Raw genomic sequence first — 25,274 nt, 5'->3', positions numbered from 1 at the left:
GCACCCCCTTCGTGGAACAATGGCGTACTTCGAGGGGGGTGATGGGCGGGTGGGCGCGCTCTCGGAGCAGGTGCGGGCGGCGATCGCGAGCAACGTGCGGCACGCGCGGCACACGCGTGGGCTCAGCATCCGTGACCTGGCGGACCGCTCCGGCTTCAGCAAGGCGCTGCTGTCGCAGATCGAGCGCGGCCTGGCCAACCCCACGGTCGAGGTGCTGGCGGGGTTAGCCGAGGCGCTCGACCTGTCCTTCTCCGACATCACCAGGACGCCACTGTACGAACCGCAGGTGCTGCGCCGCGCCGGCGACGGCGCGGCGCGCACCCTGCTCAGCTCCCTCGATCGGCGGCACTTCGAGCTGTACGAAACGCCGCTGCCACCAGAGCACGCCCACGAGAGCGCGCCGCACGGGCGGGGGTCGGAGGAGTTCGCCTACGTCCTGTCCGGGTCCGTGACCCTGGAGGTCGCCACGTACGAAGTCAGTCTTGAGGCAGGGGACGCCGTGCGGTTCTCGGCCGAGGCCGAGCACGGCTACCGGACAGGTGCGGAGCCGGCCCGGCTGCTGACGCTCGTCTCCATGCCCTTCGACTGACGGCTCACCTGAGCGCGATCATGCTCCGGTAGCTCGGCCGGCCATACCAGGCGAGCCGGTCCAGCGTCGCGGCGGGCAGCGGCAGGTCGAGCGCGTCGAGGTAGGTCTCACCCAGGTGGGCGTCCGTCCAGGGATCGTTGACGTGGAAGACGTCTCCGTCCACACCGTGGACGGCGATCCAGTGCGGGCAGCTTTCTTCGTGCATGCCAAGCTGCTCGATCAGCACGAGCGCCATCCCGCCGCCCCCGACCACCGCGCGGAGCCGGTCGAGGTCGAAGGCGACGGTCTCCACGCCGATGCCCCGGCGGGACAGCTCGGCGCGGAATCCCGTCTGGATGAAGCGCCGCAGCTCGCGCTCCTCGTCCGTATCGCACAGCTCCAGCAGGGTCGGGGCCTCGGTGGACAGCAGCACCTCCGGGGTGACGCCCCGGCCCGCGGCAGCGAGCGCGAGGCCCAGGGGGTCGCAGCCGGCCACCGTGGTCGCCTCGCGCCACAGCCGCAGCTCCTCTTCCCGGGAGGGCTCGCCCCCCAGCCCCAGCCCGGCCAGGGCCATCTGCAGCGCCACCGGCCCGCAGGTGAAGTCGGTGGTCTGGCGCATGTACGGCACCGCCCGCGCGGGCGGCCGCTCGCGCCAGCGCACCTGACCATGACCCGTTTCCGCGCGGCCGACGACCGGGCCCGCCCAGGTGGGCACCGGTACCTCCCGGTAACCCCGGCCCAGCGAGCGTTCCCATGCGGCATCCCGCGCCGCGAACCAGCGCTTGACCGCCACCGCGCCCTCTCGCCAGGCGCGCTCCTCGATCACGCGGACGAGCGCGTCGGCGACCGCGTCATCGTCCGCCCACACGTCCACGATCTTCCGGTACGCGGTGAGCGGCCTGTGCACCTCGAACGCGGCCCCGGTCAGCGTCCCGTCCTGCGTACGGGCCGTGACGAGCGTGCGCACCTGCACGCCGCCGGCGAGCCGCCAGCGGCTCAGCAGGCCGGCGGGCACGGCGTCGAGTCCGTCGGCGACGGAGGCCACGTCCCCTGTCACGGGCAGCACGTCGACGCGTAGGTCGGTCATCAGGATCTTCACTCCGCTCGGGTCGCCGCCGGCACGGACGCCAGCAGCCGTTGGGTGTACTCGTGGGCCGGGGCGCCGAGCACGTCGCCGACCGGCCCGGCCTCGACGACCCGGCCGCGGTGCATGACGTACACGCGGTCGGCGACCTGCCGCGCGACGGCCAGGTCGTGGGTGATGAACAGCAGGGTCAGGCCCAGGTCGCGGCGCAGGTCCGACAGCAGGTTGAGCACCTGGGCCTGGACCGAGACGTCGAGCGCGGAGACGGGCTCGTCGCAGACCAGCACCTCGGCTCCGGGTGCGAGTGCCCGTGCGATCGCCACGCGCTGACGCTCACCACCGGACAGCGCTCGGGGCCTGCGCCGGGCGTACGCCGCGGGCAGGCCGACAAGATCGAGCAGGCCGGACACCTCCGACCGAGGACGGCCCGCCGCCCTGAGCGCCTCGGCCAACGAGGCGCCGACGGTGAGGCCGGGGTTCAGCGCCGAGTACGGGTCCTGGAACACGTACTGCACCCGCCTCGGGCCGGTGGCCTGGCCGGCGAACGCGACGCTTCCTCCGTCGGGCCGTTCGAGGCCGACCACGCACCGCGCGAGGGTGGTCTTCCCGGAGCCGGACTCGCCGACGACCGCGACCGCTTCCCCCGCCGCGACCTCCAGGTCGACCCCGTCGAGCGCCGGCGCCGCCGAACCGGGGAACCGTTTGGTCAGCCCGCGTACGGTCAGCAGCGCGGACGACGGGCCCGCCTCCGGAGAAACGGCCGCGGCGAGAGGAGCCTCACGAAGGGGCACGGCGGGCAGGGGCACGGCGGGAAGGGACACGGCGACCGGGCGCACGTCCGAGGGCCGCACGCACGCCACCCGGTGCCGGCTGTTTCCCGGCCCATGGGCGACCTCCGCCAGGGCCGGCTCGGCCGTACGGCACGCCTCGGCCGCCAGATCACACCGGTCCGCGAACGCGCAGGCGCCGCTCACCGCGTACGGCCGGGGCACCGAGCCGGGGATCGTCGGCAGCGCCGGCAGGCGGTGGGTGACGGGCGGATCGCAGGCCGCCAGCCGGGCCGTGTAGGGGTGCGCGGGCCGGTCCATCACGTCGGCCGCCGGGCCCTCCTCGGCGAGCCGCCCGGCGTACATCACCATGATCCGGTCGGCCCTGGCCCGGGCGAGCCGCAGGTCGTGGGTGATCAGGATGAGGCCCATCCGGCGCGCCCGCTGCAGCCCGGCGACGAGTTCCAGGACCTCGTGCTGGGTCGTCACGTCGAGGGCGGTGGTCGGCTCGTCCGCGATCAGCAGGCCGGGACCGGCGGCCAGCGCGGCGGCGATCGCCACCCGCTGGCGCATCCCGCCGGAGAGCTGGAAGGGATAGCGTCCGGCGGTCTCGGCGGGCAGCCCCACCTCGGCCAGCAGGCGGGCGACTCCGGCGGCGCGGCCGGCGCGCGGCAGCGCCCAGCCGATCTGCTCGCCGCAGCGGTGCACCGGCGAGAGCGAGGTGAACGGGTCCTGGAGCAGCAGCGCGATTTCCGAGCCCCTGATGCGCTGCCAGGGCGTGCGCCCGGCCAGGTCGTACGCCTGCCCGGACAGCTCCAGCCGTCCGGTGGCGTGCACGCCCTCGGGCAGCAGGCCGGTCAGCGCTCTGGCGGTCATCGACTTGCCCGAGCCGGACTCGCCGACGATCGCCACCGTCTCCCCCGGCGCCACCGTCAGGTCGACTCCCGCGACGAGGACGCCGGCCGCCGAGGTCACCCGTACGTCGCGGGCGTCGAGCAGCGGAGTCACCTGGTCGTGTGTCATCGGGCCACCACCCTGCGGTCGAGCAGCTCGGACAGCCAGTCGCCGAGCAGGTTCACCGCCGTGGCGGTGAGGATGATCAGCACACCGGGCACGACCGCCGCCAGCGGATTGTCGCCCAGCAACGCGCGCCCGTCGGCGAGCTGGCGTCCCCAGTCCGGTGCCCCAGGCGGCACGCCGAGCCCGAGATACGACAGCGATGACAGCGCGACCAGCGCGAACGCCACGTTGAGCAGGAGGTTGGCCACCACGATCGGCACGATGTTGGGCGCGATGTGCCGGAACATGATCCGCATCGGCCGGATGCCGAGGATCCTGGCCGACTCGATGTACGGCCGGGGTGTCTGCTCCATCACCGCGCCCCGTACGAGCCGCACGTCGGACGGCGAGAACAGCACGATCAGCACGGCGACCGTGATCCAGTAGCCGCGCCCCACGAGTCCGGCGACCACGATGGCCAGCAGCACGGACGGCAGCGCCAGCAGCAGGTCGGCGTAGCGCCCGGCCAGCATGTCCACGACCCCGCCCCGGTAGCCCGCGAAGGTCCCGAGCAGGACCCCGATCACCATCGAGCCCACGGCGACCACGATCGGACCGGCCAGAGCCGAGCGGGCGCCCGCGAGCGACAGCTGCAGGATGTCTCGGCCGAGCTGGTCGGTGCCGAACAGGTGGCCCTCGACGCCCGCGCCGACCACGCCCAGGTAAACGTCCTGGTCGAGAGCGTGCGGCGCGAGCAGTTCCCGGCCCACCGCGCACACCGCGACGGCCGCGAGCACGACGGCGGACAGGATCGCCACCACCGGCGGCCGGCTCTTCGTCCTTGCCTTCATCGGTCTCATCGCCGCACCGCCCTGGCCCGTACGCGCGGGTCGATCGCGAGGTAGGACAGGTCCACGGCGAGCGCGGTCGCCGACACGACCAGCGCGACGACGAGCGTCAGCGCCTGCACCACCGGGATGTCCTTGAACAGCACCGACTCCTCCATCAGCGAGCCGAGGCCGGGCAGCGCGAAGGTGACCTCGATCAGCACGGTCCCGCCGAACAGGTAGGCCACCATGAGGCCGAGGCTGGTCACGATGGGGATCGCCGCGTTGCGCAGCACGAGGCGCAGCACCCGTCGCTCGGACAGGCCGCGTGCCCGGGCGAACGTCACGTAGTCCTGGTCCAGCTCCCGGATGACCGCCGCCCTGGTCAGCTTCACGACGAAGGCGCCGAGCCCGAACGCCAGCGCCACCGCCGGGAGGACGAGATGCCAGAGGGAGTCGAGGAACCCCTCGCCGGTGCCGTAGACGGGAAACCAGCCCAGTCCCAGGGCGAAGACGTACAGCAGGATCAGGCCGACCGCGAAGCCGGGCGCGCTGACGCCGACGACCGAAGCCGCCACGAGCATCCGGTCGAGCGGCCGCCCGCGGCGTACGGCGGTGGCGATCCCGGCCGGGACGCCGGCCAGGACCGACAGCAGGAACGCCAGCCCGGCCGTGGCCGCCGTGATGCCGGTCCGGTCGAGCAGCAGCGGCCCGACCTGCCCTCCCGTACGGATGGACGTGCCGAAGTCGCCGGTCATCGCGTGGGACAGCCACCACCAGTACTGCGCGAGGAACGGCTCGTCCAGGTGGTGCAGCGCGCGGATCCCGGCCAGGGCCTCCGGCGTGACGTTGCGGGTGCCCAGCAGGTTGCGGGCGACGTCGCCGGGGGCGAGATACAGCAGCGCGAAGACCAGCAGCGACAGCGCGAGCAGCAGCGCGAACGTGGCGGCGGCCCGGCGCAGCGCGAAGGCGAGGGCGGCGCGGTTCACTTCGCCGCGTAGACCTGCTGCGGCCAGTCCGCCAGCAGGGTGTAGGAGGTGTAGTCCCTGACGCCGATCGCACTGCCGAACGCGGTCGCCGCCTGGCCCCACCACAGCGGCAGGTACGCGAGGTCGGCGGCCTGCGTGGTCTGCGCCTCGATCAGCAGTCCGGCCCGCTTCGCCGGGTCGGCCTCGGCGGCGGCCTTCGCCATCGTGGCGGCGATCGCGTCGTTGGCGTACTTGGCGGGGTTGGCCTCGCCGAGGAACCAGGTCGCGAGCTCACCGGGGTCGCCGGTGGTGTTGAAGTACCACATGTAGCTCAGCGGCGGGAACTCGTTGAGCTCCGCCAGCCACTGCTCGATCGGCAGTTCCTTCACCTCCAGCGTGATGCCGATCTTGGCCAGGTCGGCGGCGAACGCCTGCGCGGCCGTCCCCAGGTGCGGGCCGGTGTTCGGGTAGGACAGGCTCGCACTGAACCCGTTCGGCACCTTCGACTGCGCCAGCTCCTGCTTCGCCTTCTCCAGGTCGTACGCGTACTGGGGGATGGCGGCGAGCCGCTGCGCCGCCTCCTGCGGCGTCCAGAGCCCGCCGAACTGCTCGGGCGTGGACAGCGCCGTGGCGACCTGACCATGCCCGCGCAGGATCTTGTCGACGATCGCCTGGCGGTTCACCGCGTGAGCGACCGCCCTGCGGACGTGCACGTCGTCGAACGGCGCGGTCTTCGTGTTGAAGGTCAGCCCGGCGTAGGAGCGATCGGGCGCGTAGACCACCCGGGTGGCAGAGGCGCCCTCCCATTGACGCGACTGGGCCAGCGGCACGTTGAGCGCCATGTCGGCTTTGCCGGCCTGCCACGCCAGCAGGCGGGTGTTGTCGTCCGGCACGAACTCGAACCGGATCTTCGCGATCTTCGGCCGGGTTCCGTGCCAGGTGTCCGCCCGGGAGAACTCGACGTAGGAGTCGGGGACGAACCCGGTCACCGTGTACGGCCCGGACCCGACGGGGAGCGCCTGCGGGGTGCCGAACCCGCTCTTCGCGCGCTCCCACGCAGCCTTGGGGGCGATCCACAGGGCGTCGGCGTTGGACGGCAGCCAGGCGAACGCCTCGTCGGCGGCCTTGACGGTCAGGGTGATCTCGGCGTCACCGGTCTTCTCGGCCTTCTTCAGGTTGGCCCAGTAGGCGGCCGTGGCGGGCGAGACCTTGGCGTCCCTCGCCATCGCGATCGAGTGCAGCACGTCATCGGCGGTCACCGGGGTGCCGTCGTGGAACCGGGCGTCCGGACGGAGCCGGTAGACGTAGGTGGTGGGCGACGTCCGCTCGAAGCCCGATGCCAGGGCGGGAACGATTTTCCCCGTGGTGTCGACGCCGACGAGCCCCTCCATGCAGATCCCGGCCACGTAGTAGTTGAGAATGCCCGACTCCTGCCCGGGATACAGGTTCGACAGCGAGCCGGGAAGCGACACCCGGAGCACCTCGATCTCCTTGCCGGTGTCCGTGCCGGCGGCGGCGCTTCCGCTCGACGCCTTCGAGCCGGCCGACGGAGACGGCGCCGCGCCGCAGGCCTCCAGCAACGCCGCGGCCGTGAGCATGGTCATGCCGGTGACCGTCGTCCTGAGGAATCCCCGGCGGGTATGGACGCCGCGCTCGTCCGTTTCTGCCATGGCGCGCCTTCCCTATGACCTGGCTTGTCTACCAGTTAGCCCCAAATGGATAGGAGCAGTAAACACCACGGAATGCCGGATCTTCCATCCTTTTCCCGACCAAATGTGTAGAGATCTTGCCGTGGCCTCGTCGTGGCGGAACTTCCTCGTCGCACGGCGCACCTTCACTACCACGGCGTCGTCCCGCCACCGTCCGCTCCGCGCTGCCGAGCCCCCCGCGGTGCCGCCCGGCGTTACGGATGGCTCGCTCGTGTCAGCGGCGGTAGCCGGCCATCCGCTCCAGACGTGCGATCCGCTCGGCGACCGGCGGGTGGGTGGCGAACAGCCGGCCGATCCGGGTGCCCCGGAACGGATTGACGATCATCATGTGACCGGCGGAGGCGAGCCTGCCGTTCTCCGGGAGCGGCAGCCTGCGGACCTCCATCTCGATCTTGCGGAGCGCGGAGGCGAGGGCCAGCGGGTCGCCGGTCAGCCGTGCGCCCGCGTCGTCGGCCGCGAACTCCCGGGAACGCGCGATCGCCATCTGGATCATCGTGGCCGCGACCGGGCCGAGGATCACCACGAGGATGGCGCCGAGGAACCCCGGGCCCTCGTCGTCGTCCGAGCCGAAGAACAGGCCGGCGTACCCGAAGTAGGTGATCATCGTCGCGAGCGCACCCGCGACCGAGGAGATCAGGATGTCGCGGTTGTGGATGTGCGACAGCTCGTGGCCGAGCACGCCCTTGAGCTCGCGCTCGTCCAGCAGCCCGAGCAGGCCGTGTGTCACGCACACCACGCCGTCACGCGGGTTGCGCCCGGTCGCGAACGCGTTGGGCTGCATCGTCGGGGACACGTACAGGCGGGGCATCGGCGCGCGGGCCTCGGTGCACAGCTCGCGGACGACGCGATAGAGAGCCGGCTGTTCCACCTCCGCCACGGGCCGGGCCCGCATGGCCGACAGCGCGATCCTGTCGGCGCAGAAGTAGGCGACGCCGCAGACCACGAGGGCGGCCACGAACGCGATCCGGACGCCCATGCCGCCTCCCAGCCAGGCCCCGATGACCAGGAGCGACGCGGACAGCGTCCCCAGCAGGACCGCGGTGCGCAGGCGGTTGTGGTGCACGCCTCCTCCTCCCGGTTCGGTGTGGCCGGCTCGGGCGTCCGGCTCGGGCGTCCGGCTCGGTGTGTCCAGCTCGGTGTGTCCAGCGCGGGGTCGGGCCGGAACGTCCGGCTCGGGCGTCCAGCCCTACCAACGCGCACGGCCAGGACGAACGTTCCCCGTGACGCGCCTCACCCTGTGACGGACAGCACCACCTGCGGGGCTACGGAGAAGACCACGGTGACGGCGACCGTGACGGCGACCGCGGCACCCGCCGCCGCCCTCGCCGAGACCGTACGGCTCTCGCCCGCCGCGGGCGGCGCGAACAGCCGGGCGGTCCAGGCGATGTAGTAGTAGAGCCCGACCACCGTGTTGGCCGCCATGACGAGGGCCAGCCAGCCGAGCCCGCCGTCCACCACCGCCCGGAAGACGACGATCTTCGCGAACAGACCGGCGAGCCCGGGCGGCAGCCCGGCCAGGCAGACGAGGGCGAAGGCGAGGGACAGCCCGGCCGCCGGGCTCCGCAGCGCCAGCCCCCGATATGCCTCCAGGTCCTGGCCTCCGGGCAGCCGCGCCACCAGCAGGACCACCGCGAAGGCGATCAGGTTCATCGCGGCGTAGAAGACGAGATAGGCGACCGACGCGCCGACCGCCGCGCGAGGGGCGACGGCGTAGACGGCCAGCGGCGCGAGGATGTAGCCCGACTGCGCCACCGACGACCAGGCCAGCAGCCGGACGGCGGCACGCTGCCGCATCGCGAGGACGTTGCCCGCCGTCATCGTCAGCGCGGCGACGACCGCCACTCCCGGCGCCCACACCGCCGCCCTTCCCGGCAGCGCGTACGTCAGCAGCAGGATCAGCCCGGCGAAGCCCGACGCCTTGGACACCACCGACAGCAGCGCCGCGACCGGGACCGGGGCGCCCTGATAGACGTCTCCTGCCCAGAAGTGGAACGGCACCGCGGCGATCTTGAAGGCGAAGCCCGCCGCCACCAGCACGATCGCCACCACCGCGACCCGGGCCATGTCCCCGGCGGTTCCTCCGGCGGCGGCCCCGGCCAGGTCTCCCGCTGTGTCCCCAATCGAGTCCCCAATAGAGTCCCCGGTCACTCCCCCGGCCGCGCCTCCGGTCATGCCGCCCGCCGTCCGCAGCGCGGCGTCGATCCGGTCGAGGTGGACCGAGCCGGTCACCCCGTAGAGGAGCGAGACGCCGAAAAGCGTGATCGCGGTGGAGACCACCGAGACCAGGAAGAGCTTGAGGGCCGCCTCTGCGGCGCGTCCGTCGTGGCGTCTGAGTGCGGTCAGCGCGAAGACCGGCAGCGAGACCAGCTCCAGCGACACGACCAGCATGATGAGATCGCGAGAGGCCGGCAGCAGCACCGCCCCGGTCAGCGTGGCCAGGAGCAGGAAGTGCCACTCCCCCGCCGGGACACGCTTATCGGACCCGGCGTCGCGTGCCGTGGCGATCTCCGTCATCGACAGCAGCACGACGACCACCCCGGCCGCCAGCACGACCGCCGCGATGAGCAGGGAGAAGCGGTCCGCAACGAGCGAGCACGACGCCGCAACGCCCCGGCCCATGGCGGCCTGACCTGCCGCGGACTGACCCAGCGCGGATTGACCCAGCGCGGATTGACCCATTGCGATCTGGTCCGTGGCGGCCTGACCCGCTGCGATCCGGCCCGTTGCGGCCATGCCTGCCACGGGCTGGCCCGTCGCGGGCTGGCCCAGGGCGGACGCCCCGCCGAGCGAGGCGGGGACGCAGAACGTGCGCCGGGCGCCGCCGCTCGCGGCCTGAACGGCCACGACCGCCAGGGCGGCGACCATGCCGCCGAGTGTGACGAGACCGAGCACCCGCGCCCCGCCGGGGCGGGCCGGCAGGAACGCGTCGAGCAGCAGCACGAGCCCGGCCACCAGCGCGAGGATCAGCGGCGCCGCAACGGCGGCGTAGTCGATGGACTGGATCACGCCGCCGTCCATCACACCACCGCCGAACACGCCGCCCAACACGCCACCGCCCGTCATGGAGCCGCCCGTCATGGAGCCGCCCCCGATCCGAGGAGCGACTGCACGGCGGGCGTGGTGACGGCGAGCAGCGCCTTCGGCCACAGGCCGAACAGCATGATCAGCGCAACCAGCGGAAGCCATGCGGCCAGTTCGTGGGTCGTGGCGTCCCGGAAGCGCCGCCGCCCCTGGCCCGGCTCGGCCCCGTCGCGAGTGTCCACCCCGACCGCCGCCCCTGCGGCACCCGTCGCACCCGGCCGCGCCGATTCGAGTGGCCCGGCAGGTTCGAGAGGCGCGGGTTCGAGAGGCGCGGGTTCGAGAGGCGCGGGTTGGAGAGGCGCGGCGGGCGAGACGGTTTCGACCGCCCGGCCGTGCGTCACCCGCGAGAGCATGACCAGGAAGTAGGCCGCGGTGAGCACCGTGCCGAGCCCTCCGACGGCCATGAACACGAGGAACGGTGGCCGGGAGAGCCCTGCGGCCGGGCGGAACGCGCCGAGCAGCGCGAGCATCTCCCCCCAGAACCCGGCGAGGCCGGGCAGGCCCAGCGAGGCGACGCAGGCGAAGGTCAGCAGCGACCCGACGTACGGCAGGCGGCGCAGCATCCCGCCGCCGAGCCGGACCATGTCGGCCGTGCCGTACCGCTCCTTGACCGCTCCTGCGAGGAAGAACAGCAGGCCGGTGATCAGCCCGTGGGCGACGTTGGCGAACAGTGCGCCGTTCATGCCCACCGGCGTGAGCGAGGCGAATCCGAGCAGCACGAAGCCCATGTGGCCGACGGACGAGTAGGCGATCATTCGTTTGAGATCGCGCTGGGCGAGGCAGGCGAGCGATCCGTACGCGATGCCGGCCACGGCGAACGCGCCTAGCCAGGGTGCCAGGGCCGCCGCGCCCTCGGGAAGCACCGGGATCGCGATCCTGGCGAAGCCGTACGAACCCATCTTGAGCAGCACGCCCGCGAGCAGCACCGAGCCGACGGTCGGCGCCTCGGTGTGCGCGTCGGGCAGCCAGGTGTGCAGCGGCCACATGGGCGTCTTCACCGCCAGGCCGAGACCGATGGCGAGGAACGCGAGAATCTGGGCCGACCGGGCGATGCCCGAGCCGTGGCGGTCGGCCAGCGCGACCATGTCGAGCGTGCCGGCCTGGGTCCAGACGACGAGCAGGCCGATGAGAAGGACCGCGCTGCCGAGCAGCGTGTAGAGGATGAACTTCACGGCCGCCACCCGCCTGCCCGCGCCGCCCCACAGGGCGATCACGAAATACATCGGGACCAGCACGACCTCGAAGAACACGAAGAACAGCAGCAGGTCGAGGGCGAGGAACGTGCCGAGCATGCCGACTTCGAGCACGAGCAGCGTGACGACCAGCCCACCCGTCCGGCCGCCCTCCGGCGGATGCCCCGTGAGGTGGACGAAGCACAGGAACGTGAGCAGCGCGGTCAGCACGACGAGCGGCAGCGAGACGCCGTCCACGCCCAGGTGGAACCGCAGGCCGAGGCCGGGGATCCAGGGCTGATCGGTCTGCAGTTGCATCTCGGCGGGGCGGGCGTAGTCGAAGACCGCGGCGAGCGCTGCGGCGAGGACCAGCACCGCCGCCGAGACGGCGATCCCCCAGGCCACCGCACTGTCCCGTACGGCCCGCACGAAGGCGGCGAGGGCGCCCAGCAGGGGGACGGCCACGAGTGCGATCGGCAACCAGCTCACGTCGTCACCGCCAACGCCACCACGGTGTCACCACCACGGGGAAGCCACGCGCCACCGCCAGGAAGCCCTGCGTCGCCGTTCCCAAGCCGCGCGCCACCCTGGAGAAGCCACGCACCGCCGTGGGGAAGCCACGCACCGCCCTGGAGAAGCCACGCACCGCCGTGGAGAAGCCACGCGCCGCGTGTCCGAGCCGGCGCGTGACCGCGAAGAAGCTGCGCGCCACCGTTTCGAATCCGCCGCGTCATGTCAGCACCACCGCCGCGACCGCGATCAGTACGAGCCCGGCGAACAGGCCGGTGACGTAGAGCTGTGCGTTGCCGTTCTGGGCGAGCCGCACCAGGCCGGACAGGCCGAGCGTCGCCCGGCCGGAGCCGCGGACCGCGCCGTCCACCACCCGTGTGTCCGTACGGACCACCACCCTGGCCAGGCGCAGGACGGGCCGGGCGACCAGTGCCGCGTACGCGGCGTCCACGTAGAAGGCCCGCTCGCACGGCACCCGGAACGGCCCGAGCAGCCGGGCCGGATCCTGTTCGGGCGCGGCCCGCCACAGGGCGTACACGATCCCGGCGCCGAGCAGCGCGACGGCGAGGCTGACGGCCGCCGGCCCCCACTCGACCTCCACTCCGGTCGCCGACCCGGTCGCCGACCCGGCCACCGATCCGGCGAGGCCGAGCAGCAGGGCGGGCACGGCCAGCACACCGGCCGGCCACAGCATCGACCGGGGCGCCTCCCGGCCGTCGAAGACGTGGGCGACACCGGGCGACGGCTCCGCGAGCGGCTCGACCCGGGCGGGCCCGAAGAACGTGCGCAGCCAGGCCCGGGCGGCGTACGCCCCGGTCACCCCCACGGTCAGCAGCGCCGACGCGTACGCGAACGGCTGGGCCGGTCCCGTCCCGTGCTCGACGGCCGAGAGCACCGCGTCCTTGCTGAAGAACCCGCTCGCGGGCGGCAGCCCGGCGAGCGCGGCGAAACCGATGGTCATCGTCCAGAACGTCACGGGAAGAGCGCGGCGCAGCCCGCCCATGTGGCTGATCAGGTTCGACCCGACGTGGTGGATCACCAGGCCCGCGCAGAGGAACAGCAGGGCTTTGAACGCGCCGTGCGACACCAGGTGGAACATCGCCGCCCGGTCGGACCCGGCGGCCAGCGCCGCGGCCATGTAGGCGAGCTGGCTGATCGTCGAGTAGGCCAGCACGCGCTTGAGGTCGTCCTGCGCGAGCGCGGCGAGGGCGGCGCCCAGCATGCCGACGGCGGCGACCACGCCCAGCACGTCGAGCGTGGGCGGCGCCGCGAGGAAGGCGGGATAGAGCCGGGCGACGACGAAGATCCCGGCCGCCACCATCGTGGCCGCGTGGATGAGCGCGCTGATCGGGGTGGGACCGGCCATCGCGTCGGGCAGCCAGGTATGCAGCGGCGCCTGCGCGCTCTTGCCCGCGACCCCGGCGAGCAGCAGCAGCGTCGCGGCGATGAGCGTGCCCTGGGGAATGTCGGCGCGCAGCACGTCGTCGATCCGGAAGCCGCCCGCCGCCGTGCCGAGGACGAAGATCCCGAACAGGAAGCCGACGTCGCCGAGCCGGGTGACCAGGAACGCCTTCACCGCCGCCCGGGAGTTGGCCCGGTCTTCCCACCAGTGCCCGATGAGCAGGTAGGAGCACAGGCCCATGACCTCCCAGCCGACGTAGAGGACGATCAGGTCCCCCGCGTAGACGACCAGCAGCATGGCGCTGGTGAACAGGCTGACGAACGCGCTGTAGGACGGGTAGCGGGGTTCGTCCCGCATGTACCCGACCGAGTAGACCTGCACCGCCAGCGCGACCACGACGACCAGGATGCCCGCGAGCACTGACAATCCGTCGGCCCGCAGAGTCAGGGAGATCGGCACCGACCCCGTCTCGACCACCGTCAGCGTGCCCTCGACCCGGCCGGGCAGCAGTTCCGACCAGAAGCGCCCTTCCGACGCGCCCGTTCTCCCCGCGAGGGCGGCGGCGAGCCACACCGTCAGCGCCGCCGACACCGCGCCCGGGGCGATCGCGAACCAGGCCGCCCGCCGGTATGCCACCCGTTCCGCGCGGGCGCCCAGGTTCCGGGTGCCGAGGCGGGTCGCCAGCAGCCCCGCCGCGGCGGCGGCGAACGGCAGCAGGACGATGAGAGCCACGACGACGATCACGAGGCGTCCTCCTCATCCGGACGCCCCGGGCCGGGCGCGCGTACGACTTCGGCGAGCGCCCGCAACCGGTCGACGTCGACGGTCCGGCGGGTACGGAAGACGGCCAGCACGATCGCCAGCCCCAGGCCCACCTCGGCCGCGGCGATCACGATGACGAACAGCGTCAGCACCTGTCCGCCGTGCAGGCGGTCCCTGAGCCAGACATCGAAGGCCACCAGGTTGAGGTTGACCGCGTTGAGCATCAGCTCGACCGACATCAGCACGAGGATCGCGTTGCGCCGGGCCAGCACGCCGTACACACCGATGGAGAACAACAGGGCGGAGATCACCACCGGGTAGACGACGTGCATCCTCGCTCACCGCCTCCGGGCCGTCAGGCTGCTCGATAAGGCCGATAACCGGGTCATTCCCGCCCCCTGATGTCCGTACGGGACAGGACGATCGCGCCGATCAGCGCGGCGAGCAGGAGCACCGACAGCGCCTCGAACGGCAGCACCCAGGTGCGGAAGACGCTCGCTCCCAGGGGTTCGGCCGCCCCCTGCCCGGGCTGGAGCGGTGCGTACGCCGAGCGGAAGCCGGTGATCACCACGGTGACGAGCACGGCGGCGGTCGCGACGGCGACCAGCGCGGCGGCCCACCGGTTGCCGGAGTCGAGGCCGGCCGAGGGCCCGATGGGCGCGCGGGTCAGCATGATCCCGAACAGCAGCAGCACCACGACCGCGCCCACGTAGATCAGCACCTGCACCCAGGCGACGAACTCGGCGGTCAGCACCAGATAGCCGCCCGCGAGCGCGCCGAAGCAGACGACCAGCCACAGCGCCGCGTGAACGAGCTGCCTGGTCGTGACGACCAGCAGGGCGGAGCCGACGGCGACGGCGCCGAGCAGCAGGAAGACGATCTCAGGCCCCGAGGGCGGCCACAACCCCGGCGCCTGGGAGGTCATCGCTCCCCCTCGGGCCCGTCCTTCTTCTCCTGTGACGACGGGCCGTTCTTCTTGGGCAGCGAGCCCGGCGGCCGGATGGAGCGGATGTCGCGCATGGCTCTGGGCGGCTCACGACGCGGGCGATTCTCCGCACTCTTCGCGGGCTCCGCCGCCGGTTCCCGCACGGTCTCCTGGGCGGTCTCCTGGGCCGCTGACGTGCCCTCGGCGGGCCCCCTCGCCGGCGCGGGCGGTGCCGTACGGCGGGCCGGTGCCGGGCGGGACGCGGCCGACAGTTCCTTCGGCGGCTCGGCGCCGACCTCGTGAGCCGGTGGCGGCGGCACGGTGGCCGCCCACTCGCCCAGCCTGTCCTTCTCGTGGAGAAGATCGCGGATGTCGTACTCGGCGTACTCGAACTCGGGCGACCAGAACAGTGCGTCGAAGGGGCACACCTCGATGCAGATGCCGCAGTACATGCACAGCGAGAAGTCGATCGCGAAGCGGTCGAGCACGTTGCGGGCGCGCGGGCGGCCACCCTCGGGCGCCGGCAGGGTCTCCTTGTGGGAGTCGATGTAGATGCACCAGTCGGGGCACTCGCGGGCGCAGAGCATGCAGACGGTGCAGTTCTCCTCGACCAGGGCGATCACGCCCCGGCTGCGGGCGGGCAGGTCGGGGTGGACCTCCGGGTACTGCTGCGTGTCGGACTTCCGCAGCATGTGCCGCATGGTCACGGCCAAACCCTTGGCCAGCCCTTCTCCTGGAATGTGCGCCACCTGCTCATCATCGCGCACTATCGGCGGCGCGTGAACGCGTGACTCCGTCCGGGCTGTTTTCCACATCGTCCACACCGTCATCCCCAGGGTTGTCCACAGGATGTGGGGAGAAGGGGGCAGCGCGGACCCCGACAAATACGTATCGTCTGGACCATGAACGGCTATGGGGGGCCGGGAGGTTACCCACCCGGACCGCAAGGACCACACGGGCCGCAACACGGACCACGGGGGCCACAAGAACCGCCGTACCGACCACAGGGGCCGCAGGGGCAGGGCCCACAGGGGCAAGGACCGCACGGGCAGGGTCCTCACGGGCAGGGTCCTCACGGGCCACACGGGCAGGGGCCGCAGGGACCGCACGGGCAGGGGCCGCAGAACCCGTACCGGCATCGGGGGCCGGGACCGTACGGGCAGCAGTGGCCGGGCCCGCACGGCGCCCATCCGGCGCCGCCCGCACAGCCGCACATGCCACCGCCCGCACATCCCCACGTGCCGCCACCCGCACAGCCGCACGCGCATCCCCACGTGCCGCCACCCGCACAGCCGCACGCGCATCCCCACGTGCCGCCACCCGCACAGCCGCACGCGCACTCGCCCGTGCCGCCGCCTCCTCCACCACCGATGCCGCCGCCGACGCCGCCGCCCCCGCCGACGCCGCCGCCCCCGCCGACACCGCCGCCCGTGCAGCGGCCGTCCAGCGTCCCCAGCTACCTGTGGGCGCTCACCCCGCTCTACACCTGCGGCTTCGGCACGCCCTTCAGCATGCTGTACGCCGCCATCCGCAAGCGCAGCATGTGGTACGGGGCCGCCGCCGCCGGATACGCCACTGCCAGCGGTGCCTGGATCTACCTGGTCGAGCTGTACGCGGACACGCAGGAGCCGGCTCTGGTGTCCCTCTTCATGGTCGTCTGCATGCTCTGTCCCTGGCTGGTCGGCACCGTGCACTCGCTCGCGGTCAGGCGGCAGGTCTTCGACGACGTCCGGCCGTACGGGACCGCGAACGAGCAGGCGATCGCGGTCGCGCAGCACCGCCGCTCCCTACGACAGCAGGCCAGGGAGCTGGCGGAACGCGATCCGGTCATGGCGCGCGAGCTGCGGATCGGGCGGCCCGACCTGCCCCGCCAATACGACGACGGCGGCCTGATCGACGTCAACCACGCCCCCGCTGTGGTGATCGCGAACCTGCCCGGCCTGACGCCCGCGCTCGCCGAGCAGATCGTGCGCGTACGCGACGAGGTCGGCGGCTTCGTCTCGGCCGAGGACGTCTCGGCCGCCGCCTCCCTGCCCCCGCACCTCACCTCCGATGTGGCCGAATATGGCATTTTCCTCCCATAGTTATTCGGCAATCCCGATTGTCGTCGCGCATATCCCTGGCTGAGCGATCGGTGTTTCCTTAGGCTTACGGTGCGTCAGCGTGAGAAACGGGAGGGCCGGTGACGTCATCCGAGATCGTCGAATGCAGGGCGGACATGGCCGCGACCGCGACCGCCGTACGGGAGATCCTCCAGGCGCTCACCGCCGTCCCGGCCATGTTCGGCGACCACACCTGGCAGGGCCCTGCGGCCGACCGCTGGGCCGCCGGCTGGAACGCCCGGAAGACCCAGCTCACCAGGCTCTTCGACGCCGTGCTCGCCGAGCAGCCGCGCCTGATCGCCCGTGTGGAGGAGGCGGAGCGCCGCAAAGCCGCCTCGTAGGCCGCCGCACCGGGAAGGATCGCCGTGGGGGACTTCGTCGGAGTCGATCCCGATAATCTCAAGGAACTCACGAAAAGGCTCGAACGGCTACACGAACTGCTGGCCCGGCATAGCCCCCTCATACAGCAGAAAATGCAGAAATAGGGAAGCGAAGTCGCGGTCACCTCATTGCCCGGCCTCATCGCCGCCGCGCTCGACGACGTACGCGACATGGACGCCCGCACGACCAGGGCGTACGAGCTGGCGAGGGAGCAGGGCTGGAGCGCGCTGAGCCGCGCGCCCGGCGTCCCCGGCCTCACCTTGGACCGGCCGCCCAGCGTACGGCTCGACTGGGAGGCCACGGGACAGAGCGGAAACCAGGGCAAACGCGACGCGGAGACGCTGGCCGCCGCCCTCGCGGCCAAGAACCCCGAGGAGGCCCGCACCGCCCTCCTGGGACTGCCGGAGAGCCTGCAGCGGCACCTCGCCGACGAGGACTACCAGGCGGCCTTCTGGGCCGGGGCCGGGCCGCTCGCACTGCGCGCCGCCCGCGCGCTGTACGAACGAACGGGAAGTGCGCTGTTCAGCGCGGAGAGCGTGAGCGTGCTGCGGGCCCTCGGGGCGTCCCTGGCCGCCGCCGGCCAGATGCGCGTCGGCACGGGCAAGGACCGCCGCCCGTTGCTGCCCGACGCGACCCGCGCCGCCCTCACCGCGAACTCCGACCCCTGGTCGGTCGGCATGCTGGTGAAGTACGGCCCCGAGGGCAGGTCATGGGACTCCCGCTTCCTGGCCGACCTGACCCGCGCCATGCTCGACGCCCGCGCCGCCGGCAAGACGATCTGGCCGCCCGCCCGAGGCCCGCTGGAGACCGACGCCGACGCGTCACGCCACCAGCGGCTCATGGCGGAGTACGACGCCGTGGGGGCCGTCCTCCAGCGGGCCGCGGAGAACGGCATGGCCGCCCGCCACGTGCTGGGCGATCAGACCACCGGCCTGAAGTACGCCCGCATGCTCGTCAGCGATTCCTGGCACACCCCCGGCTACGACCCGGGGCCCTTCCTGAGCTCATACGTGCACCCGGGCGGCGTGCTTCCGCCCATCGGCCAGGTGGACCTCTCCGCGCCCACTGCGGCCTTCCTCAAGGCGGCCGTCTCCGCGGAACGCGGCACCTCCGCCGACGCCAAGGAATCCGCCTGGTCCGTCGTCCACATCGTCCAAGCCACCGCCGAATTCTCCAAACTCCACCCGGGAACCCATCTGCCCGAGGAGATCCGCGGTTCCCTGCTATACGTTGCAGGCCGCTATCTTCCCGACTTCGCGCAGTCGGTGAATCACAATTTCGCCTCCGGCGCGCTGCAGCAGGGCAACAAGAGCACCAACCCCTGGGTGCCCATCAACAAGCTCGACGAGCTTGAGGGGTTCTTCACGCAGGCGCTGCAGAAGCCCGAGGAGTTCGGCGCGTTCAAGGGTTTGATGGCCTCTCGCGTGAGCGTCGCCGTCGCGGCTACCATCCACGACCCTTCCGACCGGAACTACCTCAGGGAAATGGGCGGCCTCTTCGGGTTGATCCAGCGGGTGGAGAACACTCATCACTTCGAGGGCGAGCTACGCGTGGATGAGGAGGCCGCCAAGAACCAGATGCTACTCGCGACCGCAAGCGGAGGATTCGGTGCCCTCAGCTTCTCCAACCCTTTCGGCCCAGGAACGATGGCGCAGATCTTCACCGCTCTTGGTACGCCTGCACTCAACGAAGCATTCGACACAGGACATGCGCTGAAAGCCCTCAAAGCCAATATGGATGCATCCCGCCATCAGGTCTTCCAGGTGGAGGTACCCGTAGTGCAGGGACTTGTCGACGCAGGGGCAGTGCATCCGCGGCCGAATGCGAGCTGGGTCAGCAACGGGCGAGTCATCCCCAATGCAGCCCTGGTCGACTGGATCAGTCTGCACGCCGACACTCGGTACGCGGGAAGGTCGCTCACAGACTGGATAACGGAGGCGCAGACCGCCATGAGGATGCAGCAGTGAAAGCGAAGAATCTTGCGGTGATCACGATGTGCCTCCTCGTCCTGCTCGCCGGATGCACCGAAGAAAGACGGTCTCCTCCCGCTGATGACGAAGTGACGAGACGCGACGCGGCGCTCGTGGCGGTGGTGCAATGTCTTGTCGATCACGGCGAAGTCCCGCCCGCACACCTCTCACACCAGCCGTGGCTGAGGGACAAGAAGGTGCGGCCCGGCGCCGAACTCGTGACATGGCGGAGCGATCACGGAGACACCATTTATGCGGGCAAGACGTTGCAGGCGTGGGAGGACGAGGCGACGGCGGGGTGGCCGGGGTGGAGGTGTCCGTTGTGAGCACGCAGCTCAGGCGGTGAGGACCCGTACGACTCCGGTGAGGGCGAGCTGGAGGAGAGCGAGGGGCACCAGGACGGTCCAGGCGAACTTCTGCAGCTGGTCCTCGCGCATCCGGGGATAGCTGACACGCACCCAGATGACGACGAAGGCCAGGGCGAAGACCTTCACCAACGTCCACACCGGGCCGGGCAGGAGAGGGCCCTGCCAGCCGCCGAGGAACAGCACGGTCGTCAGCGCGGAGAGCACCACGATCCCGGCGTACTCGGCCAGCATGAACAGGGCGAAGCGGAACCCGGCATATTCGGTCATCGGGCCCATGATGATCTCGGATTCCGCGATCGGCATGTCGAACGGCGGCCGGCGCAGCTCGGCCAGGCCGGCGACGAAGAACACGAAGGCCCCGATCGCCTGCCAGGGCAGCCACCACCAGCGCCACTGCTCGGCGATGCCCTGGAGAGACAGGGTGCCCGCGGCCATCGCCACGCTGGAGGCGGCGAGCACCAGCGGCAGCTCGTACGACATGAGCTGGGCGGCGGCCCGGATGCCGCCGAGCACGCTGTATTTGTTGGCCGAGGCCCACCCGGCCATGATCGCACCGAGCACGCCGACGCCCATGACCGCCAGCACGAAGAACAGCCCGGCGTCGAGGTCCACGGCCGCGAGCCCGGGGCCGACCGGGATCACGACCATCACGACGAGGTACGGCACGAGCGCCACCGCGGGGGCGATCGCGAAGACCCGCCGGTCGGCGGCGGCCGGGATGACGTCCTCCTTCTGGGCGAACTTCACGCCGTCCGCGAGGAGCTGCGCCCACCCGTGGAAACCACCGGCGTACATCGGCCCGAGGCGGGACTGCATGTGGGCCATGGCCTTGTGCTCCATCTGCCCGACGATCAGCGGCAGCAGCAGGAACGCCGCAACCACGACGACCAGCCGGACCGCTATGTCGAGCACCTCGGCCATGACGCCCCTCTCACCCGGAGGCCCAGTCGGGTGGCACCCCCGGCGGCAGCATCCTGCGGCGGCTCGGCGAGCCGTGGTCGGACTCCCCCGGCTCCTTGGCCCCGGGCCAGGCCTTGGCGACCCGGGCGGCCAGCACGAAGTCCTTGCGCAGCGGGTGGCCCTCGAAGCCGTCCGGCAGCAGCAGCGGACGCAGGTCCGGGTGGCCGTCGAAGACGACGCCGAACATCTCGTACGTCTCGCGTTCGTGCCAGTTCGCCCCGCGGAAGACGCCGGTGGCGGTCGGCAGGCGGGGGTCCGCGCGCGGCACCCGGGTGCGTACGAGCAGGTGGGCGAACGCGACCGGGTCGAACACGTGGGCCACGACGGCGAACGCCTCGGGCGGCTCGTCCACGGCGGTCAGCCAGTCGAAGAACTCGAACCCGGCCGAGCGCGCGAACGCCAGCGCGTCGGTCCACTCGCCGGGGTCCACGTCGAGCACGTCCTGGCCGAAGGAGTCGGTGACGCGCGAGCCGTACCGCTCGCGAACGGCGCCGGCGCTCATGCGTCCGCCTCCGGCGGGTAGCGGTCTTCGAGCGTCTCGCCCGCGATCTTCTCCTGGAGCTTCATGATCCCGTGGAGCAGCGCCTCGGGGCGGGGCGGGCACCCGGGGACGTACACGTCCACGGGGATGATCTGGTCCACGCCCTTGGTGACGCAGTACGAGTCCCAGTAGGGCCCGCCCGAGTTGGAGCAGGCACCGAACGAGATGACGTACTTGGGGTCGGGCATCTGCTCGTACAGCCGGCGTACGGCAGGGGCCATCTTGTCCGTCACCGTGCCCGACACGATCATGAGGTCGGCCTGCCGGGGGCCGTTGGCGAACGGGATCACCCCGAAGCGGATGAAGTCGTGCCTGCTCATCGACGTGGCGATGAACTCGATGGCGCAGCAGGCCAGCCCGAAGTTGAAGACCCACAACGAGTAGCGCCGGCCCCAGTTCAGCACGAACTTCATCGGTTTGGGCGCCAGCCTGGACGCCGGCCCCACCGTGGGCATCGGGAGATCGTTCACGGGCATGCGGTCACCGCCATGCCGTCCATTGTCCTCCCCCGGGCCGGTCGGGTCACGTCCAGCCCAGCACCCTCTTGCGCCAGGCGTACAGGATGCCGAGCGCGATGAACGCGAGGAAGACGAACATCTCCACCAGGGTCGTCATGCCGTATCCGGGGGCGGCGAAGACGGTCGCCCAGGGGAAGAGGAACACGGCGTCGACGGCGAAGACCACGTAGAGGTACGTGAAGACGTAGTAGCGGATCTGCGACTGCGCCCAGCCCTCGCCCACGGGATCGACCCCGCACTCGTACGTCGTGAGCTTCTCGGGGGTCGGCCGGCTGGGACGTAACATGCGGTTCACGAACAAACCGCCCGCGAAGATCGCTACGCCGACGAGGAAGAGGACGACGACCACGACATAGGAGCCGAAGTATCCACTCATACCGCCTCCCGGTCTCGAGGATAACCCCGGCACGGTCTCAAGGGCTGAACACCTGACGGTCACATCCGAGTGCCCCGCATATAGTTGAGGATCGTGACCCGAATCAAGCTCGTCGCCCGTCTGCACCTGGACCTGTGCCGGCTCGCGTCGGGCCTGTGTCGTCCGGATGGTTCGCGAAGCTGACGGTGCGCCGCCCCCGGCGGCCGAGGCACCACGGGAACGCGCCACAGGTGCGGAAAGTCCCGGCAGACGCACCAAGAGTGCGCATCTGCGAAAAACCAGCGTGACCCCGATGGATCTAGCATGGACATGACAACGTGCCACCAGCAGGCAGCCCTGGGCGCGTCAAGGAGGACTGAGGAGCTGTGACCAAGCAGGTTCAGCAACTCGACCGCGTGATCATCCGGTTCGCGGGTGACTCCGGCGACGGAATGCAGCTCACCGGTGATCGGTTCACGGCGGAGACGGCCCAGTTCGGCAACGACCTGTCGACGCTCCCCAACTTCCCGGCGGAGATCCGCGCTCCCGCCGGCACCCTCCCCGGGGTGTCGAGCTTCCAGTTGCACTTCGCCGACCACGACATCCTGACCCCCGGCGACGCGCCCAACGTGCTCGTCGCCATGAACCCCGCCGCGTTGAAGGCGAACCTCGGGGATCTCCCCAAGGGCGCCGACATCATCGCGAACACCGACGAGTTCACCAAGCGCAACCTGTCCAAGGTGGGCTACGACGGCAACCCGCTCGAAGACGACTCGCTGGCCGAGTGGCGCCTGCACGCGGTGCCGCTGACCTCGCTGACGGTCAAGGCGCTCGAAGGCTTCGACATCTCCAAGAAGGACGCCGAGCGGGCCAAGAACATGTTCGCGCTCGGGCTGCTGTCGTGGCTGTACCACCGGCCGACCGAGGGGACGATCCAGTTCCTGGAGGCCAAGTTCGCCAAGAAGCCGGAGATCGCCAAGGCGAACATCGCGGCCTTCCAGGCGGGCTGGAACTACGGCGAGACCACCGAGTCCTTCTCGGTGTCGTACGAGATCAAGCCGGCCACGCTCCGCCCGGGCACCTACCGGAACATCTCCGGCAACCAGGCCCTGGCGTACGGGCTGATCGCGGCGTCGGTGCAGTCGAAGCTGCCGCTGTTCCTCGGGTCCTACCCGATCACTCCGGCCTCCGACATCCTGCACGAGCTGTCCAAGCACAAGCGGTTCGGGATCCGGACGTTCCAGGCCGAGGACGAGATCGCCGGCGTGGGCGCCGCCCTCGGCGCGGCCTTCGGCGGGTCGCTCGGCGTGACCACGACCTCCGGTCCGGGCATCGCGCTCAAGGCCGAGACCGTAGGCCTCGCGGTGACCACGGAGCTGCCGCTGATCATCGTGGACGTGCAGCGGGCCGGGCCCTCGACGGGCATGCCGACCAAGACCGAGCAGACCGACCTGCTGATGGCGATGTACGGCCGCAACGGCGAGTCGCCGGTGCCGGTGCTGGCGGCGGCCACGCCGTCGGACTGCTTCACGATGGCGATCGAGGCGGCGCGGATCGCGCTGAAGTACCGCACGCCGGTCATGCTGCTGTCGGACGGCTACCTGGCCAACGGCTCGGAACCGTGGCGCATCCCGGACATCGACGAGCTGCCGGACATCTCGGTGCTGTTCACCACCGAGCCCAACGGCGAGGACGGCACGTACCTGCCGTTCAAGCGTGACCCGGAGACGCTGGCCCGGCCGTGGGCGGTGCCGGGCACGGCGGGCCTGGAGCACCGGATCGGCGGCATCGAGAAGGCCGACGGCACCGGCAACATCTCCTACGATCCGGACAACCACGACAAGATGGTGCGGCTGCGTCAGGCCAAGATCGACGGCATCGACGTGCCCGACCTGACGGTCGACGACCCCGACGGCGACGCCCGGGTGCTCGTGCTCGGCTGGGGCTCGACGTACGGGCCGATCGCGGCGGCGGCCCGCCGGGTGCGCGCGGCGGGGCACAAGGTGGCCCAGGCGCACCTGCGGCACCTCAACCCGCTGCCCGCCAACACCGGCGAGGTGCTGCGCTCCTACGACAAGGTGCTGCTGCCGGAGATCAACCTCGGTCAGCTCGCCATGCTGCTGCGGGCCCGTTATCTGGTCGACGTGATCAGCTACAACCGGGTGCGCGGGCTTCCGTTCAAGGCCGCCGAACTCGCCGCCGTCATCCAGGACGTGATCGAAAGTGACTGAGACACTCAACGGCAAGGGCCTGGCCCTGATCCCGCGTACGGACGCCAAGCAGACGCTGAAGGACTTCAAGTCCGACCAGGAGGTGCGCTGGTGCCCGGGCTGCGGTGACTACGCGATCCTGGCGGCGGTGCAGAGCTTCCTGCCCGAGCTGGGGCTCAAGCGCGAGAACATCGTGTTCGTCTCCGGCATCGGCTGCTCCTCGCGGTTCCCGTACTACCTCAACACCTACGGCTTCCACTCGATCCACGGGCGGGCGCCGGCCATCGCGACCGGCCTCGCCGCCTCCCGGCCGGACCTGTCGGTGTGGGTCATCACCGGTGACGGCGACGCGCTGTCGATCGGCGGCAACCACCTGATCCACGCGCTGCGCCGCAACGTCAACCTGAACATCCTGCTGTTCAACAACAGGATCTACGGCCTGACCAAGGGGCAGTACTCCCCCACGAGCGAGATCGGCAAGATCACCAAGTCGACGCCGATGGGCTCGCTGGACAAGCCGTTCAACCCGATCTCGCTGGCGCTCGGCGCGGAGGCCGGGTTCGTCGCCCGGACCATCGACAGCGACCGCAAGCACCTGCAGGGCGTGCTGCGCCAGGCCGCCGAGCACCGCGGCGCCTCGCTGGTGGAGATCTACCAGAACTGCAACATCTTCAATGACGGCGCCTTCGACACGCTGAAGGACCCGGGCACCCGCGACGAGATCACCATCCGGCTCGAACACGGGCAGCCCATCGTCTTCGGCACCGGCGACAACGAGCGCGCCGTACGGCTGTCGCCCACGGGCGGCGTCGAGGTCGTGCGCCGCGCCGAGGTCTCCGACGGCGAGATCCTCGTGCACGACGCGCACAACCCCGACCCGTCGCTGGCGTTCGCGCTGTCGCGGCTGGACGAGCCGGCGTTCGAGCACGTGCCGATCGGCGTCTTCCGCTCCATCGACCGGCCGTCGTACGACCAGCTCCTCAACGAGCAGGTCCAGACGGCCACGGCCGCCAAGGGCGCGGGCAGCCTCGCCGACCTGCTCCACGGCGGGGACACCTGGACCATCGGCTGAACCCGGCCGCGACCGTCGCCCCA

The 25,274-nt window shown here is 71.3% G+C and carries 24 protein-coding genes; 7 read left to right on the top strand and 17 right to left on the bottom strand.

Annotated elements, in window-relative coordinates; all coding sequences use genetic code 11:
• Positions 1-19: 19 nt before the first annotated feature.
• Positions 20-589, top strand: coding sequence for a helix-turn-helix domain-containing protein (locus tag OHB01_RS14185; RefSeq protein WP_142652278.1), 570 nt, complete (start codon positions 20-22; stop codon positions 587-589).
• Positions 590-593: 4 nt separating this feature from the next.
• Here OHB01_RS14185 and OHB01_RS14180 read toward each other — a convergent pair whose 3' ends face one another.
• The 13 genes from OHB01_RS14180 to OHB01_RS14120 all read right to left on the bottom strand — a co-directional run bounded on the left by OHB01_RS14180 (position 594) and on the right by OHB01_RS14120 (position 15,466).
• Positions 594-1,655, bottom strand: a complete 1,062-nt coding sequence (locus OHB01_RS14180) for a peptidase C39 family protein (protein ID WP_328855498.1) — start codon at positions 1,653-1,655, stop codon at positions 594-596.
• Between the two features lie 8 nt (positions 1,656-1,663).
• Positions 1,664-3,442, bottom strand: coding sequence for an ABC transporter ATP-binding protein (locus OHB01_RS14175; protein WP_142652282.1), 1,779 nt, complete (start codon positions 3,440-3,442; stop codon positions 1,664-1,666).
• Positions 3,439-4,269 carry an ABC transporter permease gene (locus OHB01_RS14170; RefSeq protein ID WP_328855497.1) on the bottom strand — a complete coding sequence of 277 codons (831 nt, stop codon included), beginning with the start codon at positions 4,267-4,269 and terminating at the stop codon, positions 3,439-3,441. The genes OHB01_RS14175 and OHB01_RS14170 overlap by 4 nt, the downstream gene beginning before the upstream one ends.
• Positions 4,270-4,274: 5 nt before the next feature.
• Positions 4,275-5,234 carry an ABC transporter permease gene (locus OHB01_RS14165; RefSeq protein WP_168066591.1) on the bottom strand — a complete coding sequence of 320 codons (960 nt, stop codon included), beginning with the start codon at positions 5,232-5,234 and terminating at the stop codon, positions 4,275-4,277.
• Positions 5,231-6,883: an ABC transporter substrate-binding protein gene (locus tag OHB01_RS14160; RefSeq protein WP_142652286.1), complete on the bottom strand. Its 1,653-nt coding sequence runs from the start codon at positions 6,881-6,883 to the stop codon at positions 5,231-5,233. The genes OHB01_RS14165 and OHB01_RS14160 overlap by 4 nt, the downstream gene beginning before the upstream one ends.
• 253 nt (positions 6,884-7,136) lie before the next feature.
• Positions 7,137-7,985, bottom strand: coding sequence for a M48 family metalloprotease (locus OHB01_RS14155; protein ID WP_142652288.1), 849 nt, complete (start codon positions 7,983-7,985; stop codon positions 7,137-7,139).
• 167 nt (positions 7,986-8,152) lie between these two features.
• Entirely contained in the window at positions 8,153-10,000 is a 1,848-nt protein-coding gene (locus OHB01_RS14150; protein ID WP_328855496.1) for an NADH-quinone oxidoreductase subunit N, read from the bottom strand.
• Positions 9,997-11,664, bottom strand: a complete 1,668-nt coding sequence (locus tag OHB01_RS14145) for an NADH-quinone oxidoreductase subunit M (RefSeq protein WP_328855495.1) — start codon at positions 11,662-11,664, stop codon at positions 9,997-9,999. Before OHB01_RS14145 ends, OHB01_RS14150 begins: the two co-directional genes overlap by 4 nt.
• 4 nt (positions 11,665-11,668) lie before the next feature.
• Complete coding sequence (locus OHB01_RS14140) at positions 11,669-11,887, bottom strand: hypothetical protein (protein ID WP_328855494.1); 219 nt, start codon at positions 11,885-11,887, stop codon at positions 11,669-11,671.
• Positions 11,888-11,905: 18 nt separating this feature from the next.
• Positions 11,906-13,831 (bottom strand): NADH-quinone oxidoreductase subunit L, encoded by a 1,926-nt coding sequence (locus tag OHB01_RS14135; RefSeq protein WP_147942679.1) that lies wholly within the window; start codon positions 13,829-13,831, stop codon positions 11,906-11,908.
• Positions 13,828-14,181, bottom strand: coding sequence for an NADH-quinone oxidoreductase subunit NuoK (gene nuoK, locus OHB01_RS14130; protein ID WP_147942678.1), 354 nt, complete (start codon positions 14,179-14,181; stop codon positions 13,828-13,830). Before nuoK ends, OHB01_RS14135 begins: the two co-directional genes overlap by 4 nt.
• A gap of 53 nt (positions 14,182-14,234) precedes the next feature.
• On the bottom strand, positions 14,235-14,774 hold the full coding sequence (locus OHB01_RS14125) for an NADH-quinone oxidoreductase subunit J (protein ID WP_142619755.1): 540 nt from the start codon (positions 14,772-14,774) through the stop codon (positions 14,235-14,237).
• Entirely contained in the window at positions 14,771-15,466 is a 696-nt protein-coding gene (locus tag OHB01_RS14120) for a 4Fe-4S binding protein (protein WP_205831212.1), read from the bottom strand. The genes OHB01_RS14125 and OHB01_RS14120 overlap by 4 nt, the downstream gene beginning before the upstream one ends.
• 738 nt (positions 15,467-16,204) lie before the next feature.
• Here OHB01_RS14120 and OHB01_RS14115 point away from each other — a divergent pair.
• The 4 genes from OHB01_RS14115 to OHB01_RS14100 all read left to right on the top strand — a co-directional run bounded on the left by OHB01_RS14115 (position 16,205) and on the right by OHB01_RS14100 (position 19,553).
• The gene (locus OHB01_RS14115) at positions 16,205-16,858 is read left to right on the top strand and encodes a ComEA family DNA-binding protein (protein WP_185949109.1); all 654 of its coding nucleotides are present in this window, start codon (positions 16,205-16,207) and stop codon (positions 16,856-16,858) included.
• Positions 16,859-16,956: 98 nt separating this feature from the next.
• A complete protein-coding gene (locus OHB01_RS14110) occupies positions 16,957-17,217 on the top strand; it encodes a hypothetical protein (protein WP_142652299.1) in 261 nt (86 codons plus the stop codon).
• Positions 17,218-17,385: 168 nt separating this feature from the next.
• A complete protein-coding gene (locus OHB01_RS14105; RefSeq protein ID WP_328855493.1) occupies positions 17,386-19,224 on the top strand; it encodes a hypothetical protein in 1,839 nt (612 codons plus the stop codon).
• Complete coding sequence (locus OHB01_RS14100; RefSeq protein WP_147942674.1) at positions 19,221-19,553, top strand: hypothetical protein; 333 nt, start codon at positions 19,221-19,223, stop codon at positions 19,551-19,553. Before OHB01_RS14105 ends, OHB01_RS14100 begins: the two co-directional genes overlap by 4 nt.
• Before the next feature lie 9 nt (positions 19,554-19,562).
• On the opposite strand, the gene nuoH is transcribed toward OHB01_RS14100, so the two are convergent.
• The 4 genes from nuoH to OHB01_RS14080 form a co-directional block, all read right to left on the bottom strand.
• Positions 19,563-20,516, bottom strand: a complete 954-nt coding sequence (gene nuoH / locus OHB01_RS14095; RefSeq protein WP_142648057.1) for an NADH-quinone oxidoreductase subunit NuoH — start codon at positions 20,514-20,516, stop codon at positions 19,563-19,565.
• Between the two features lie 10 nt (positions 20,517-20,526).
• On the bottom strand, positions 20,527-21,057 hold the full coding sequence (locus tag OHB01_RS14090) for an NADH-quinone oxidoreductase subunit C (protein WP_142648056.1): 531 nt from the start codon (positions 21,055-21,057) through the stop codon (positions 20,527-20,529).
• Positions 21,054-21,551 (bottom strand): NADH-quinone oxidoreductase subunit B, encoded by a 498-nt coding sequence (locus OHB01_RS14085; protein ID WP_221889920.1) that lies wholly within the window; start codon positions 21,549-21,551, stop codon positions 21,054-21,056. The genes OHB01_RS14090 and OHB01_RS14085 overlap by 4 nt, the downstream gene beginning before the upstream one ends.
• A 67-nt stretch (positions 21,552-21,618) precedes the next feature.
• A complete protein-coding gene (locus tag OHB01_RS14080) occupies positions 21,619-21,990 on the bottom strand; it encodes an NADH-quinone oxidoreductase subunit A (RefSeq protein WP_328855492.1) in 372 nt (123 codons plus the stop codon).
• A 365-nt stretch (positions 21,991-22,355) separates the two neighbouring features.
• Between OHB01_RS14080 and OHB01_RS14075 the strand changes: the two genes are divergently transcribed.
• On the top strand, positions 22,356-24,200 hold the full coding sequence (locus OHB01_RS14075) for a 2-oxoacid:acceptor oxidoreductase subunit alpha (protein ID WP_328855491.1): 1,845 nt from the start codon (positions 22,356-22,358) through the stop codon (positions 24,198-24,200).
• Entirely contained in the window at positions 24,193-25,251 is a 1,059-nt protein-coding gene (locus OHB01_RS14070) for a 2-oxoacid:ferredoxin oxidoreductase subunit beta (RefSeq protein ID WP_328855490.1), read from the top strand. The genes OHB01_RS14075 and OHB01_RS14070 overlap by 8 nt, the downstream gene beginning before the upstream one ends.
• Positions 25,252-25,274 lie beyond the last annotated feature (23 nt).

Origin of the sequence: Microbispora hainanensis (assembly GCF_036186745.1) — a bacterium.
GTDB lineage: Bacteria > Actinomycetota > Actinomycetes > Streptosporangiales > Streptosporangiaceae > Microbispora.
The sequence above is the reverse complement of the archived record's forward strand: the minus strand, read 5'-3'. Positions and strand labels throughout refer to the sequence as shown.